Source organism: Synechocystis sp. IPPAS B-1465 (genome assembly GCF_003015225.1).
Taxonomy (GTDB): domain Bacteria; phylum Cyanobacteriota; class Cyanobacteriia; order Cyanobacteriales; family Microcystaceae; genus Synechocystis.
In genome coordinates, this window is the sequence record NZ_CP028094.1 from 3,095,581 (window position 1) to 3,111,474 (window position 15,894).

Consider the following 15,894-nt stretch of genomic DNA (forward strand, 5'->3'; position numbering starts at 1 on the left):
CCCTACTTTTCAAACACGCTCTAAAGGGGAGAATTAAAGTGAAAAGCGTTCAAAAAAAAGAACAGCAAAATTAGAAGTAGCAGCTCGCCAATCTTGGATAGAGCGTTGCCATTTTTTAGTGATGTTATTTATAGTTAAATATAATAGCTCAAAAACAGAGTCTTCGTCATCAAATCCTAGAGCAGACCCTATTACAACTCTCCCCAAAAATCCCTTGCTGAAGTGCTCCATTAGATTTTAAATGTACGCAATCACTCAGATTACGGCAGTTATGAGGAGAAGGTATGGGCAAAACTTATCAGACTCAAAACACACACCGTTGCAGCAAAAAGAAAAAAGGCTGAGGGATAGGTTTATAGTCCATCAAACCAAATACGGAGTTATCATCAATTTTCTTAAAAGAGTCATTAATAGGTAAATAATCGTAAATCATAGTGGCGGTAACTACACCACGGCTTTCCATCATTCGCAAACGTGCTTGGCTAACTTCAGTTTTAAAAAAACTAGTGAACCAACGCAGTCCTGGGGCAATCCATGGATAACGATTGATACGAAAATTTAGGGAGAGTGCCATCACAGTTGGATCTGGTCTGAGCTTGAAAATTTCTCCCTGGGTATTTTTAAATAACAAAGGATGAACTGTTTCCGCATCAATAAACTCCTTGCCGTACCAACAGATCATCTCTAATATGCCGTCCATCGGATGATTAGTGGAAATTCCCTTGCCTTGCCAACGCCCGGTAATAAAAGCGAGATCCACAGGTTCCAAGGAATCATAAAAAGACAATGCCTCGGCAGTAGTCATTGCGGAAGCTGACAAGAGAGATTGCAAATCATTTTTAGCCATCGTGGAGAAGCCATGGGCTCGAAAAGATATTGTGCCAAGTTTAGTCTGGGCGGTGACCTATGGTATGGCGGAAAGAAGAATGGATCGAGGAACAAGCGGAAAGTCTTAGGCAACCAAGGCCCCAATTCTACAAGCTAACAACCTAAGCCATCAATCAGGTAATCGCCGCCGATGTATCGGAGTCTACCCATAGGCTCTGGATTTGTGGACTCGTTTCCTTTGGCGATCACCGAATTGTTAGAGATAAAAACGCCCCTACTAATTTTGGGGGCCTGCCATTTTCAGTAGCATCGGAGGCAAGAGGGGAGTGTCAAACCGGGATAGTTTAGTTTTTAAAAAATTACCTTTTAAACAATTATCGATGGAGGTTAACGGGCAAAATGTTGATATAGTCATTTCAATTAACGATGAGAGAATTTAATGTAAAATTATGGAGTGTACAAAATGAACAGGTTTAAACAATGGCTTACAGTTTAGATTTAAGGCAAAGGGTAGTAGCTTATATAGAAGCTGGAGGAAAAATAACTGAGGCTTCCAAGATATATAAAATAGGAAAAGCCTCGATATACAGATGGTTAAATAGAGTAGATTTAAGCCCAACAAAAGTAGAGCGTCGCCATAGGAAATTAGACTGGGAAGCTCTAAAAAAAGACGTAGAAGAAAATCCCGATGCAAGATTGATAGACAGAGCCAAGAAATTTGGAGTGAGGCCGAGTGCCGTATATTACGCATTAGAGCGTGTTTGAAAAGTAGGGTGAAGAATGGAAAATGGTGAAAAGAATAAAATTTTCACCATAATTAATGATAATTCGAGAATTTTACAGCACGGACATCACAGATAGCCAGTGGCAATTGGTAGAACCCCATTTACCCAAAGCAAAAACTGGGGGAAGAAAACGGAAAACTAGTCTGCGGGAGATACTCAATGCTATTTTTTACATGCTCAGAACGGGGTGTGCCTGGCGACTTCTGCCCCATGATTTTCCTAAATGGCGAACGGTCTATGGTTATTTCCAGCCATGGCACGAAGATGGTACCTGGAAAAAATTAAATCGTATCTTCCGTGAGAAAGTTCGGCTCAAAGCTGGAAGAAATACTCACCCTAGTGCCGGTTGTTTAGATTCACAGTCACTTAAAAAGGCTGGAACTGGCCAAGAAACTGGCTATGACGGCGGAAAAAAGGTCAATGGTCGTAAACGTACAATCCTCGTGGATACCATGGGATTACTTCTCGATGTTGTCGTCCATGGTGCCCATCGCTCTGACCATCAGGGTCTGATTCTACTTGCTACCTGGTTTGCTCCCCTTTGGCAGTGCCTGCAAGTTATATGGACTGATAGCACCTTTGGCGGAAAGGATTTTATCTATTGGGTGGAGCATACTTTTGGTTGGAATTTGAATGTCGTCAGCAAAAAGCAGGGACAAAAAGGTTTTGAAGTCTTACCCCGCCGTTGGGTAGTCGAGCGCACCTTTGCTTGGTTTGGTCGCTATCGTCGTTTAAGCAAGGATTATGAATATTTACCTACCACCAGTGAGACCATGCTCTATGTTGCCATGGTTCATCTCATGCTTCAAAGGCTTGCTTAAAACTTTTCAAACACTTTCTTAAAGAAAATGAAAATAAACAGAAAAAAAAAGAACTACGTTATCGAGAAAGAAACCGGGAGGAACGAGTTAAGTACTATAGAATGTTAAGAGAACTAATTAAGCTCTATGGTAGTCAAGCTATAGTTTACATAGATGAATCTGGATTCGAAGCAATCCAGGCTTGTATTTATAGTCATTTCAATTAACGATGAGAGAATTTAATGTAAAATTATGGAGTGTACAAAATGAACAGGTTTAAACAATGGCTTACAGTTTAGATTTAAGGCAAAGGGTAGTAGCTTATATAGAAGCTGGAGGAAAAATAACTGAGGCTTCCAAGATATATAAAATAGGAAAAGCCTCGATATACAGATGGTTAAATAGAGTAGATTTAAGCCCAATAAAAGTAGAGCGTCGCCATAGGAAATTAGACTGGGAAGCTCTAAAAAAAGACGTAGAAGAAAATCCCGATGCAAGATTGATAGACAGAGCCAAGAAATTTGGAGTGAGGCCGAGTGCCGTATATTACGCATTAAAGAAAATGAAAATAAACAGAAAAAAAAAAGAACTACGTTATCGAGAAAGAAACCGGGAGGAACGAGTTAAGTACTATAGAATGTTAAGAGAACTAATTAAGCTCTATGGTAGTCAAGCTATAGTTTACATAGATGAATCTGGATTCGAAGCAATCCAGGCTTGTATTTATGCCTGGTCAAAAAAAGGAAAAAAAGTTTATGGAGATAGACAAGGAAAAAGGGGAGTCAGAGAAAATCTAGTAGCAGGGAGAAGAAAAGGAAAAAAAGATTTGATTGCGCCGATGGTTTTTACCGGGAGTTTGAATGCAGAAGGCTTTGAAGGATGGTTAAAATTATATTTGCTACCCTCCCTCGACATTCCATCAATATTAATAATGGATAATGCTCCTATTCATCGTAAAACTGCCATTAAAGAATTGGCTAAAGAAGCAGGTCATGAAGTTCTTTTTTTGCCGAAATATTCTCCTGATTTAAATGATATTGAGCATGACTTTAGTGCCTTGAAACGAGCTAGAATGTACGCTCCTATTGACACGTCTCTTGATGAAATTATCCGTTCTTACTGTGGCGTTTAGCGTCTCAGCTTTATTTGAAACTACTATATGCCTGGTCAAAAAAAGGAAAAAAAGTTTATGGAGATAGACAAGGAAAAAGGGGAGTCAGAGAAAATCTAGTAGCAGGGAGAAGAAAAGGAAAAAAAGATTTGATTGCGCCGATGGTTTTTACCGGGAGTTTGAATGCAGAAGGCTTTGAAGGATGGTTAAAATTATATTTGCTACCCTCCCTCGACATTCCATCAATATTAATAATGGATAATGCTCCTATTCATCGTAAAACTGCCATTAAAGAATTGGCTAAAGAAGCAGGTCATGAAGTTCTTTTTTTGCCGAAATATTCTCCTGATTTAAATGATATTGAGCATGACTTTAGTGCCTTGAAACGAGCTAGAATGTACGCTCCTATTGACACGTCTCTTGATGAAATTATCCGTTCTTACTGTGGCGTTTAGCGTCTCAGCTTTATTTGAAACTACTATACAGTCGAACAGAGACTTTTTCTAATTCGATCCAGATAAAAATTAGGGCACTGAAGCCAACACAAACCCACAGTTCGTTGGCAGGTAAATAATGGGTTCCAAAAAATGCCCGCAGCGGTTCAACATAAATCAATAACAGTTGTAATAAAGAGGTAACGACCACAGCCACCAGCAAAAAAGGATTGGAAAAAAGGTTCATTTCAACGGTCAAACTGGTCAAAGAACGAATGGCGAGGGCATGACCCATCTGGGCTAAGCAGAGGGTGGTAAATACCATAGTTTTCCAGCGATTGGGGGAAAGTCCGCCCTCTAAATGGTTGGGGGTATAGTTGTAGGCCCACACCATCAGCACAATGGTCACAATGGCCAATATCAAACCTTGACGAACCATATAAGAACCCAAACCCCGGGCAAATATGCTTTCCTGGGGGTCTTTGGGGGACTGTTGCATAACGGTTGCTTTGCCTGGTTCCACGGCCAGGGCTAAAGCGGGAACTCCATCGGTGACCAGGTTCATCCAAAGAATTTGCAAGGGAGAGAGGGGAACGCCTCCCAACCCCATTAAAGGAGCCGCCGCAATTGTTAAAACTTCGCCAATATTACTGCCCAGGATATAGCGGATAAAACGGCGGATATTAGTGTAGACAACACGACCTTCTTCCACCGCTGAGACGATGGTGGCAAAGTTATCGTCCAATAAAATCATGTCACTGGCTTCCTTACTGACATCAGTTCCCGTGATGCCCATGGCGACCCCAATATCAGCTTGTTTTAACGCCGGGGCATCATTGACTCCATCCCCGGTCATGGCTACGACTTCATGTTGTTTGCGGAGGGTTTGGACGATTTTTAATTTATGTTCGGGGGAAACCCTGGCATAAACACTGACTGTATGAACAATTTCCGCTAGTTCTTTTTCACTGCAATTGTCTAAATCCCGACTGGTAACGACCCTTGCCCCTGGTTCCGCAATGCCCAAATCAAGGGCGATCGCCTGGGCGGTGAGGGGGTGGTCTCCAGTAATCATCACGGGTCGAATCCCGGCGGCCCGACATTTAGCCACGGCATCTCGCACTTCTGGACGGGGAGCATCTAACATTCCCACTAGCCCCAACCAAGTTAATTCTTGTTCGGCAATGTCATCAGTGGTGTTGGCAGGTAACGTTGTCCAAACTTTGCTGGCAAAGCCCAATACCCGTAGGCCACGGCCGGCTAAATCATTATTTTTTTCGAGAATATAACTACGCTTTTCTTTACTAATGGGTAAGATTTCGCTTCCGACTTGAATGTGGGTACAGCGTTCTAGGATTAACTCAGGGGAACCTTTGACAAACATCACATAACTGTCGGGGGTGTTAATTTTTCCCTGCCCATCTTGGACAATGACACTCATGCGCTTGCGTTCTGAGGAAAAGGGAAATTCTGTTATCCGGGGAAAATATTGTTCCTGTTCGTGTTTAAAAATATTTGCTTTACCCGCTAAGGCCAATAAAGCCCCTTCCGTGGGATCGCCTAAAATCGCCCATTGTCCATTTTCCTTTTGTAAAATGGCATCGTTGCAGAGAATACATGCCATTAATAATTTTTCAATTTCGGGGATATTTTCAATCTTTAAATCTTCTCCCTCCCCTGCTTGAAACTCACCGACGGGATTATAGCCTTCCCCTGTAACCACTAAACGATGGCGATCGCTAATAATAGACTGCACCACCATCTTATTTTGGGTCAAAGTGCCCGTTTTATCAGAGCAGATGGTCGTTACGGAACCGAGGGTTTCCACCGCACTCAGTTGACGAATCAGCGCATTGCGTTTGGCCATGCGTTGGGTCCCCAAGGCTAAGGTGACGGTAATTACAGCGGGTAGTCCTTCGGGAACCACAGCAACAGCCATACTAAGGGATACTTCAACCAACTGCATAAACAAATCCGGTTTGAAGAGCGTTCCCCCCACAACGACGATCGCCACCAAGATCAAAGAACCACTGACTAACACATTGCCCAATTGGGTCATGCGCTTTTGGAGGGGAGTGGGTTCCGGTTCTACAGATTGCAGGGCTGAGGCAATTTTTCCTAATTCTGTCTTCATGCCCGTTGCGGTCACGATCACTGTGCCCCGGCCCTGGACAACTTCTGTGCCGGAGTAAACTAAATTTAGGCGATCGCCCAAGGCACTATCGGCGGGTAACAGCACATCTCCCTGTTTCATTACCGCTTCTGCTTCCCCCGTTAAAGCGGCTTCACGAATTTGGAGATTGGCCCCTTCTAAAATACGACCGTCAGCGGGAACTTTAACCCCTGCTTCTAGCAGAATCAGGTCTCCCGGTACTAACTCCGTGGATTCCACTTCGGTGGTTTTGCCCTCTCGAATGACTCGCACCCTGGACGTAGATAGGTCTTTGAGGGCTGCTAGGGCCTTTTCCGCTCCCCGTTCCTGCACATACCCCAAAATACCATTCAGTAATACAACGGTAAAAATAGCAACTGCATCTTTAGGAAAAATAAATTTACCCAATTGTTGGGCTTGATAAATATCAATTGCGGCCGAAATCACTGCAACAGCGATCAGCAACAACAACATAATGTTTGTAAACTGATCAACTAAAATGTTCCAGGAAGTTCTCCCCCCCGTTTCTATCAACTCGTTTTTTCCATAAACTTGCAAATTTTCAGCCACCTGTTGCTGGCTTAATCCTTGTTGGCGATCGCCATGTAAGTCACTGACGACTTGATCTGCAGAAAGAGTATGCCAGGTAATCAAAGGTTGGCCCTGAAAAGAAGCAGATGGAGGCATAGAGATGAAAAAATAGCAACAAGCTTTCATTTTAATCGAAAACGATCATAAGCTTAAATTACTGACGTTAGAATTATTTTTCTTGTCCGCTAAATCAATCGTAAAAAAAGCTAAAGATTTATACATTAAATTTTCTTATTTAAAATGTCAGAAAAATATGTTGTGAAAATAAAGTTGACACTTCCCGCCCCAAAACATGAAAATCACTTCTTCACAGGCTTAGTTATTCATGAGCATCTTCGCCTCGTTGCTCAGTTTTTTTCAATGAATTAATAAATAAAAATTATCTATTTCCTTTTTCAACATCATTAAGATTTCTAAACCAACCCTTACGCCAAAAAAAATAAAGCATCATCCCTCCCACTGTCAACATTACCATCCAAATCACAGGATACCCCCAATACCAGTTTAACTCTGGCATATTCCAAGGAGATTTATCAGGATTAAAATTCATACCATAGATCCCAGCAATAAAAGTTAGCGGAATAAAGATACTAGAAATTACTGTTAGTGTTTTCATAATTTCATTCATTCGATTACTAACAGAGGAAAGATAAATATCTGTTAGGTTAGATGCTAAATCTCGATAAGTTTCTATCATATCCAAGATTTGAATTGTGTGGTCATAACAATCCCGTAAAAATACTCGCACCTCATCAGAAATTAAATCACTGCCATCCCGAAGTAAAGAATTAATTGCATCCCGTTGGGGCCAAATAGCCCGTCTCATAATTAATAAATCCTGTTGTAATTGATGAATCTTGGCCAATGATTTATTCGTTGGACAAGAAATAATCTCACTTTGTAAAGATTGAACTAGTTCACCATAGACTTCCATCACAGGAAAAAAGCCATCGATAATAGCATCAATTAAAGCATAAAATAAATAATCAGCATTCTTTTGTCGAATTGCCCCTTTTTTAGTGCGAATTCTTTCCCTAACGGAAAATAAACAATCATATTTTGGTTCTTCTTGGATGGTCAACAAATAATGTTTACCCAAAATAAAACTAATTTGTTCACTGATAAAAGTTTGAGATGATTGATCCAGGGTTACCATCCGAGAAATAAAAATTAAATGGTTTTCATATTCAACTACTTTCGGACGTTGGGGGACGTTAACAATATCCTCTAAAGCAACAGGATGAAGTTTAAATACCTCACCTAATTGTTCCCAAGTTGTGTGATTCCCCAAGCCGTCAATGTTAATCCAGGATACGGATTCAGTATCAACATAAGCTTCACAATCCAGGGGATTTTTTAACTCTATTTTTGTGGCTTGATTTTTATTGTAATCAATTAAAATTATTCTCGGTGGAGGGGCATTGGGGGAAAGATTTAATGTTCCAGGAATACTTTCTGGTGAATTAAAATAATTGAAATGGGAAACAAGATTAGATTGTCGAAACTGAGGCTTGTTGGGCATATTCTTAGAAAAATCTTTACAATCTTACTGTTTTATTAAATTATGATGATAATCAATGGATAAATTTGACCAAATAAAAATGCCAGATTACACAATAAATTTTATCATTAATAATGAATAACCAAAGGAGTGCTTATTTCCGACCAATTAAATAACCATTTTGCATGATCAACCGCTAGATTAATGCAACCATGACTAACTGGTGTGCCAAATTTGTTATGCCAATAGGCTCCATGAATTGCGTAACCGCCGCTGTAATATTGGGCATAGGGAACATCGTCAATATCATAATCTGCTCCTCTCATCCGATCAATGCTTCGTTTGCTTTGAATGGTAAATATACCTGGAATTGTTGGGGTACCCTTCTTTCCCGTGGAAATAATAATGGCATAGACTGGTTTGTTCCCTTCCCAAGCAATCAAACGTTGTGTGGAGAGATTAACTTCAATCCAACGTTCTTCAGACTTTTTGAGAATAGCCATTTTTTGATTGAGAGTATCCTGATAGGTCTGGGCAGAAACCATAGGGATAAATAGATCAACTCCAATCAGTTGAGTTAGGCATATTCCCGCAATCATTAATCCACTTCCCCAATATCGAACAAGGGGCCATAACATGAGTAATAATCCTACTACTAATGCGTTTTGCTTCCATTTTAAGTCAATTTTTATAACATTGGCTGAAAAGTAAAAATAAATAAATTAACTTTTTGTAAATTGCAGTATCTACGGTCGCAACCTTTGGAAATTTCCTAAAATTAACTTCATAATACTGCCTTAACCCCTAGTAAGATTTCTATTTCTCACTAATGATTAATCACTTCATAGACTTTTTATTAATCTAAGAAATCTTTGCCATCTAGAATAAAATGAGGAAGAAAGACTGGGAGAATACTTCTCTTTCACACAGGGTTTTCTGAATTGGATTAAGTCCGTCCCCGAACAATTTATTGCCTGCTCAATGAAAATTTGCAGGAGATTGACATCGTTCCCCACCATGGTGTCCACTGCCATAAAAAGTTGTCGCCGCAATGGAGCACGTTCCGCACTGGTCGGGGATGGGTTTGTCCAGCTTTGACGGTTTTGGTCGAGGCCATAATGTTCTTCTTCCATAGGTAGAAAATATTGCACATCGGCAGCCATCGGCAACAGCGGTATAATCTAGCTTGCTTCTTGGTGCATGTTTATGTCTGCTAAATCCCCTTTGTTATTGTTAGTTGATGGTCATTCCCTGGCATTCCGGGCTTACTATGCCTTTGGTTTGTCTAAAAAAGGCCCTCTGCGGACAACGGCCGGCATTCCCACCAGTGTATGTTTTGGATTTTTAAATTCCCTCATGCAGGTGATGGAGTCCCAAAAACCAGCGGCGATCGCCATTGCCTTTGACCGTCGGGAACCCACTTTTCGCCATGAGGCCGATGGGGCTTACAAATCAAACCGCCAGGAAACCCCAGAAGATTTTGCCGAAGATTTAAGTTATCTCCAGCAATTGTTGGAAGCTCTCAATTTACAAACCATCACCTATGCGGGCTATGAAGCCGATGACATTTTGGGCACTCTAGCTTGCCAGGGGAGTGACGCGGGTTATCAAGTTAAAATTCTCAGCGGCGATCGGGATCTGTTTCAATTGGTTAGCCCAGAAAAAAATATTTCTGTTCTGTATTTAACCCGTAATCCCTTTTCTAGTAACACCGGCTATGACGAATTAGATTGGCAGGGAGTGGTGGACAAAATGGGGGTAACTCCAGCCCAAATTGTTGATTTTAAAGCTCTGTGCGGCGATAAATCTGATTGCATTCCCGGTATTAATGGCATTGGTGAAAAAACGGCCATTAAGCTTTTAGCTGAGTATGAAACCTTGGAGAAAGTGTATGAAAATCTAGCGCAAATTAAAGGGGCATTGAAAACCAGGTTAGACAACGGCAAAGATGATGCGATGCATTCTCAAATGTTAGCCCGCATTGTGGTGGATGTGCCCCTACCAGTAACCTGGGAAGATTTGCAATTAACAGGATTTTCCACTGATCGCCTGGTGCCCCTGTTGGAAAAATTGGAACTCCGAACTTTTATTGACAAAATTCAAGCTTTCCACCGCAACTTTAGTGATAATCAGAGCCCAGTACCAATGGGCAATGAAGCTGACAATGGAGAACCAAAGAAAACGGTTAAGGCAAAAAAAAGCAAAGAAAAAGTTAATCCAGACGATTCTCAGCAATTATCATTGTTTGATGGCGTGCCAGTGGTTAACCAAGAAGATGGTTTAATCACCATTCAGCTACCAAAACAAATTCAGCCCCAAATTATCACCACCATTGCCCAACTCGAAGCTTTAGTTGAGGAATTAAAAAAACATACTGATGCTGACTTTCCCGTTGCTTGGGACACGGAAACCGACAGCTTAGATCCTCTGGTGGCAAACTTAGTGGGTATTGGTTGTGCCTGGGGTCAAGAACCTAATCAAGTGGCCTATATTCCCCTAAAACATCATCAAGGAGAACAGCTATCTCTCGGCATAATTAAAGATCTTTTAGGGGAAATTCTGGGAAATGCTATTTATCCCAAAGTCTTACAAAATGCCAAGTTTGATCGACGAGTTTTGGCCCACCATGGTATTGAGTTAGGAGGCGTAGTGTTAGACACCATGCTGGCCAGTTACGTTCTTCAACCGGAAGAAACCCATAATTTAACCGATCTTTGCCGTCGCTATAACCTTGGTTTAGTGGCCTTGAGTTATAAAGATTTAGGCTTAAAAAAAGACCAGACCATTGCTGATTTACCCCTGGAAACAGCGGGGCAATATTGCGGATTAGATTGCTATGCCACCTATTTGTTAGCGTCAAAATTACAAAAAGAATTAGATCAATATCCTGAACTCAAAGAAATTCTTAAGGAGATCGAACAGCCTTTAGAAAAGATTTTAGCAGCGATGGAAGACCGGGGCATTCGTATTGATTGTGATTACTTACAAACTCTGTCCCAACAATTGGCCGAAAATTTACTTACCATTGAAACAGCAGCCTATGAAGCGGCAGGGGAAAGTTTTAATCTCAGTTCTCCTAAACAATTGGGTACTATTTTATTCGATAAATTAGGCTTAGACCGGAAAAAATCTCGTAAAACAAAAACGGGCTATTCCACTGACCACGCCACCCTGGAGAAACTTCAAGGAGACCACCCCATTATTGATGCGATTCTGGAACATCGTACTTTGGCAAAATTAAAATCTACCTATGTGGATGCTTTGCCGGAATTAGTTAATGGCCAAACCCAGCGCATTCACACGGATTTTAACCAAGCTGTCACTTCCACTGGACGGTTATCTTCTTCCAATCCTAATTTGCAAAATATTCCCATTCGTTCGGATTTTTCCCGACAGATTCGGCGAGCTTTTTTACCCCAAAAAGATTGGCTTTTGGTGTCGGCGGATTACTCCCAAATTGAGTTACGCATCCTCGCCCACCTTTCCCAAGAACCGGTATTGCTACAGGCCTACGGCGATCGCCAGGATGTCCATGGGGTGACCGCTAAATTACTTTTCGGCAAAGAAGATATTACCCCGGCGGAAAGAAATCTCGGTAAAACGATTAATTTTGGCGTTATTTATGGCATGGGTGCCCAGCGCTTTGCCAGGGAAACGGGGATTTCCGCTGTGGAAGGGAGGGAATTTATTGACCGTTACCACCGCACCTATGCCCAAGTCTTTGATTACTTGGAAACTATGAAGCTAGAGGCGATCGCCAAGGGTTATGTCACCACCATTGTGGGGCGGCGGCGTTACTTTAATTTCGTTACCGAAGCTCTAAGACAACTAAGGGGAAAGACCGTGACAGAGCTAGATTTGGTGGACGTAAAAATGAATTATAACGATGCCCAACTGCTGCGGTCAGCAGCCAATGCCCCCATCCAAGGTTCCAGCGCCGATATTATTAAAATTGCCATGGTTAAGCTGGCTAAGCTATTGGAAAGTTATCAAACCCGGATGTTATTGCAAGTACACGATGAACTGATTTTTGAAATGCCGCCGGAGGAATGGGAAGAGCTAGCTCCCCTAATCCAAAACACCATGGAGCAAGCCCTTACCTTATCGGTTCCGTTGGTGGTGGAAATGCACCGGGGTAGTAATTGGATGGAAGCGAAGTAGTTTTGTGACAAACTTTCAGCAACAACTTAATTATTCTTAAAAATTCTCCACTGCCCAAGGTAATACGAGGATCAAAAACTGGTGTGATAATAACGACACTAGGTTTAAGCACAAGACCAAATTTGTCTCGGATCTAGCCCCTTGCCTTGAGAACAAAGAATAGTAACTACGGCTGTTGATCTATGTCCCAAAATTTTTTTGCCAATTTACCAAAGACTAGGCTTTTGGCCCGTTTAAACGATGGTTGGTTGGGCAAAGCTGTACTGGCTTTAGCCCTGGTTTTATTGATGGCTTTTCCCACCTGGGCTCTGTTAAACAACGCTATTAAAAGTAGCCTGTTGCTCGACTCCCAAATGAATGTTTACTACGCCAAATCCCTAGACCGCTACACAGGGGAATTTAGGGCTAAACACCCCATTATTCTCGGTTTATTCAGTAATGAGGGGGGAGATTTTTATCTGTATATGCCGGGTAAAACTACGCCGATCCAGGCCCCGCCAGTGCCGGTGCAATACCAAGTGGTCAAAGGAGTTTCCCATAGTTCCATGGCTATCTACGCCATTCTTCAGCCCTATTTTGCCACTGCCGACAATGCTCCCGCCGCTGGGGATGGTTGGAAAGCAGAATTGACGGCCTACCGAGCCGAACAGGCCAACACCCTGGCCCAGGCGGATCAGTTGGGACTAGAACCAGATGCTTTGACAGCGGTGAAAGAAATTTTGACCAATAACATTAGCTTTATTGACGAAACCTTGGCCGCTGGAGTGATCGATCACCAAAAGATCAATGCTTGGATTAAAGAGGTAGTGCCCCATTTCACCACCACCATCGCCACCGCCGCCACCTACCAAGTGGACCATTGGATGGAAGTTATGGCGGAATGGAAAAAAATGATCGGCGACCAGTGGGACCAAACCTTTGGGGTGACCAATACCCTTTACGTTACCCGCACCAACAATATTTTATTTACTTTGATGGCCCAATTCTTTGGCAAGGAAGCCATCAACGATCGCCTATTACTATTTGAAACCACGGAATTCACCACCAAACCGGACACCATGTTGTCCCTGCTGACCCGCATTGTGAAAGACCGGGAATTGGGTCTAGCTTTCTTTGACGATTATTTCCTCATGGATGTGGAATTGCTCAGCACCGGGGCCCGGGAGGCGATCGCCAGGCAGGACGGAGCCAGAGTACCCATGGCCGCGTCCCAAGGTTCCTATGCTGTGGGGCCAGCCCATGCCCGTATCCGTGCCTACGACGAAGCCAATGGCATTACTCCCATGTTGCCCCCCCTAGCTCCCTTCCATTCCCAGGAATGGCCCTGGCGTACTGTAGCCAGTGAAGGGGAAGGCCCAGAAACTTTACAGGAAGCTTTAGACCAAAAGTAGCGTCCTGATTAATTCCAATTGATAAGTTTAGGAGCACCTCGATTAATTGCCTGATTGCGAAAAATGACCCCGACATAAAGGGTTATTCTCAATAGGCACCCCTATTTTCGAGGTGCTTCACAAGATTTATTTTTTATATCGCTCTTCTATCAGTGTAGGTGGGAAGGTAAAATAATTGGAGCAATAATAAGGTCTCCTAAAGCCATTACTGCCTTCTTCAATCTGTCAAATAAGCAATGGAAGCTTCTCAATAACTGAGGTGTATAAATCACCGTCATCCACGGCTTTAATAAATTAAAGTAACATAATGGCTGAATTATTAATCTCATGTTGTTAAGTATGTTTTTCCATCCACTTTTTTGATTCCACCAAGGATGTTTTTGTATATTCTGATAAGCTATCTCCCTAGTCTGTTTTGATTTGTTTAAGGAGTTATCATGCGGAGGCAAATTTTCTATCTGAAGACTTATCATTAAATATACGCTCATCACTATTTCCCGCCATTTTTCTATTCTGGAATAGTCCATCATTCTAAAATCTGCTCACTCCAGTTCATTCTTTATTTGCTTTAATCCATACTCTATCCAGTTCCTTGCTCCATATAAGTTACCCACTTCTTTATATTTTATTTCTGATACTTTTGTCATAATACAATACGTTGAATTTGACGGCATTTTCTCCTTGCTATCCGTTACTTGCCAATATCTTTTTTCCCCTCTCTTTCCATAAATAATTTCTCTCACGTATCTTATTTCCGACTTTCCACTTGCAAATTCTCTCTCAAATTTTCTCCATTTGTTCGCTCTTACTCTTTCCTCTTTCCCAAGCCAGACTCCATGATTACTCCTTATAGCTAGTACATATTCTAGATTTTCTTTTTCTAATACTCTTACAAAGTTCTCGCTGCTCTCTCCATATTCACTATCTGCTAATACTACCTTTATATTGAAACCAAGCTCTTTTATTTCTTTGATAATTTCCCCTGCTATCTCTGGTTTGCTTTTGTATTTATCCCCCTCTTTTAGTCTTGCCTCTGGTTTATATACTTTGCTGATTAATGGTACTGTCATTCCCTTTATAATTCCATAACACATCACCTCTACTATTCCATTTTCTATTTTTCCTAGATTGCCAATATACTGACGCGCAACATAATCTGTCTTTCTTCCTTTTTTCCTATCCCCTGTTTCGTCTATGAGCATTGTTATTGCTTCTCCTTTCGCAAAACTCAGAATTTTATTAATTCTTCTTTCCTTTACCTCCTCTAAGAAAGTGTTTGAAAAGTTTTAAGCAAAGCCTTTGAAGCATGAGATGAACCATGGCAACATAGAGCATTGTCTCACTGGTGGTAGGTAAATATTCATAATCTTTGCTTAAACGACGATAACGACCAAACCAAGCAAAAGTGCGCTCGACTACCCAACGGCGGGGTAGGACTTCAAAGCCTTTTTGTCCCTGCTTTTTGCTGACCACATTCAAGGTCCAACCAAAAGTATGCTCCACCCAGAAAATAAAATCCTTTCCGCCAAAGGTGCTGTCAGTCCATATAACTTGCAGGCACTGCCAAAGGGGAGCAAACCAGGTGCCAAGTAGAATCAGACCCTGATGGTCAGAGCGATGGGCACCGACAACATCGAGAAGTAATCCCATGGTATCCACGAGGATTGTACGTTTACGACCATTGACCTTTTTTCCACCGTCATAGCCAGTTTCTTGGCCAGTTCAAGCCTTTTTAAGTGACTGTGAATCTAAACAACCGGCACTAGGGTGAGTATTTCTTCCAGCTTTGAGCCGAACTTTCTCACGGAAGATACGGTTTAATTTTTTCCAGGTACCATCTTCGTGCCATTGCTGGAAATAACCATAGACCGTTCGCCATTTAGGAAAATCATGGGGCAGAAGTCGCCAGGCACACCCCGTTCTGAGCATGTAAAAAATGGCATTGAGTATCTCCCTCAGACTAGTTTTCCATTTTCTTCCCCCAGTTTTTGCTTTGGGTAAATGAGGTTCTACCAATTGCCACTGGCTATCAGTGATGTCCGTGCTGTAAAATTCTCGGATTATCATTAATTATGGTGAAAATTTTATTCTTTTCACCATTTTCCATTCTTCACCCTACTTTTCAAACACGCTCTAACAG

9 protein-coding genes and 4 pseudogenes are annotated in these 15,894 nt (G+C 41.8%); 7 read left to right on the forward strand and 6 right to left on the reverse strand.

Going from position 1 to position 15,894, the window contains the following annotated elements; translation table 11 throughout:
• Positions 1 to 304 precede the first annotated feature (304 nt).
• Positions 305 to 847, reverse strand: coding sequence for a DUF4334 domain-containing protein (locus C7I86_RS14535; protein WP_010873964.1), 543 nt, complete (start codon positions 845 to 847; stop codon positions 305 to 307).
• A 461-nt stretch (positions 848 to 1,308) separates the two neighbouring features.
• Between C7I86_RS14535 and C7I86_RS14540 the strand changes: the two are divergent.
• The 5 genes and pseudogenes from C7I86_RS14540 to C7I86_RS14560 all read left to right on the forward strand — a co-directional run.
• A pseudogene (locus C7I86_RS14540) lies at positions 1,309 to 1,590 on the forward strand (IS630 transposase-related protein); the annotation flags it as partial.
• Positions 1,591 to 1,648: 58 nt separating this feature from the next.
• A complete protein-coding gene (locus C7I86_RS14545) occupies positions 1,649 to 2,434 on the forward strand; it encodes an IS5 family transposase (RefSeq protein ID WP_010873213.1) in 786 nt (261 codons plus the stop codon).
• A gap of 27 nt (positions 2,435 to 2,461) precedes the next feature.
• Positions 2,462 to 2,542 carry an IS630 transposase-related protein gene (locus tag C7I86_RS19545; protein ID WP_071822665.1) on the forward strand — a complete coding sequence of 27 codons (81 nt, stop codon included), beginning with the start codon at positions 2,462 to 2,464 and terminating at the stop codon, positions 2,540 to 2,542.
• 154 nt (positions 2,543 to 2,696) lie between these two features.
• Positions 2,697 to 3,545, forward strand: a complete 849-nt coding sequence (locus C7I86_RS14555; protein ID WP_010873460.1) for an IS630-like element ISTcSa family transposase — start codon at positions 2,697 to 2,699, stop codon at positions 3,543 to 3,545.
• Between the two features lie 23 nt (positions 3,546 to 3,568).
• A pseudogene (locus C7I86_RS14560) lies at positions 3,569 to 3,979 on the forward strand (transposase); the annotation flags it as partial.
• Between the two features lie 10 nt (positions 3,980 to 3,989).
• On the opposite strand, the gene C7I86_RS14565 reads toward C7I86_RS14560, so the two are convergent.
• From C7I86_RS14565 to C7I86_RS14575, 3 genes are all read right to left on the reverse strand, one after another.
• On the reverse strand, positions 3,990 to 6,827 hold the full coding sequence (locus C7I86_RS14565; protein ID WP_010873968.1) for a cation-transporting P-type ATPase: 2,838 nt from the start codon (positions 6,825 to 6,827) through the stop codon (positions 3,990 to 3,992).
• 253 nt (positions 6,828 to 7,080) lie between these two features.
• Positions 7,081 to 8,223: a magnesium/cobalt transporter CorA gene (gene corA, locus C7I86_RS14570; RefSeq protein ID WP_010873969.1), complete on the reverse strand. Its 1,143-nt coding sequence runs from the start codon at positions 8,221 to 8,223 to the stop codon at positions 7,081 to 7,083.
• Positions 8,224 to 8,330: 107 nt separating this feature from the next.
• The gene (locus tag C7I86_RS14575) at positions 8,331 to 8,747 is read right to left on the reverse strand and encodes a L,D-transpeptidase (RefSeq protein ID WP_223211302.1); all 417 of its coding nucleotides are present in this window, start codon (positions 8,745 to 8,747) and stop codon (positions 8,331 to 8,333) included.
• A gap of 655 nt (positions 8,748 to 9,402) precedes the next feature.
• On the opposite strand from C7I86_RS14575, the gene polA reads away from it, so the two are divergent.
• Both polA and C7I86_RS14590 read left to right on the forward strand, forming a co-directional pair.
• On the forward strand, positions 9,403 to 12,363 hold the full coding sequence (polA, locus tag C7I86_RS14585) for a DNA polymerase I (RefSeq protein ID WP_010873972.1): 2,961 nt from the start codon (positions 9,403 to 9,405) through the stop codon (positions 12,361 to 12,363).
• 182 nt (positions 12,364 to 12,545) lie between these two features.
• Positions 12,546 to 13,754 carry a hypothetical protein gene (locus tag C7I86_RS14590; RefSeq protein WP_010873973.1) on the forward strand — a complete coding sequence of 403 codons (1,209 nt, stop codon included), beginning with the start codon at positions 12,546 to 12,548 and terminating at the stop codon, positions 13,752 to 13,754.
• Between the two features lie 325 nt (positions 13,755 to 14,079).
• Here the strand turns inward: C7I86_RS14590 and C7I86_RS14595 are convergent.
• Positions 14,080 to 15,022: pseudogene (locus C7I86_RS14595) on the reverse strand (IS701 family transposase); the annotation flags it as partial.
• Positions 14,994 to 15,821, reverse strand: a pseudogene (locus tag C7I86_RS14600) (IS5 family transposase). The pseudogenes C7I86_RS14600 and C7I86_RS14595, both read right to left, overlap by 29 nt.
• Positions 15,822 to 15,894: the final 73 nt, after the last annotated feature.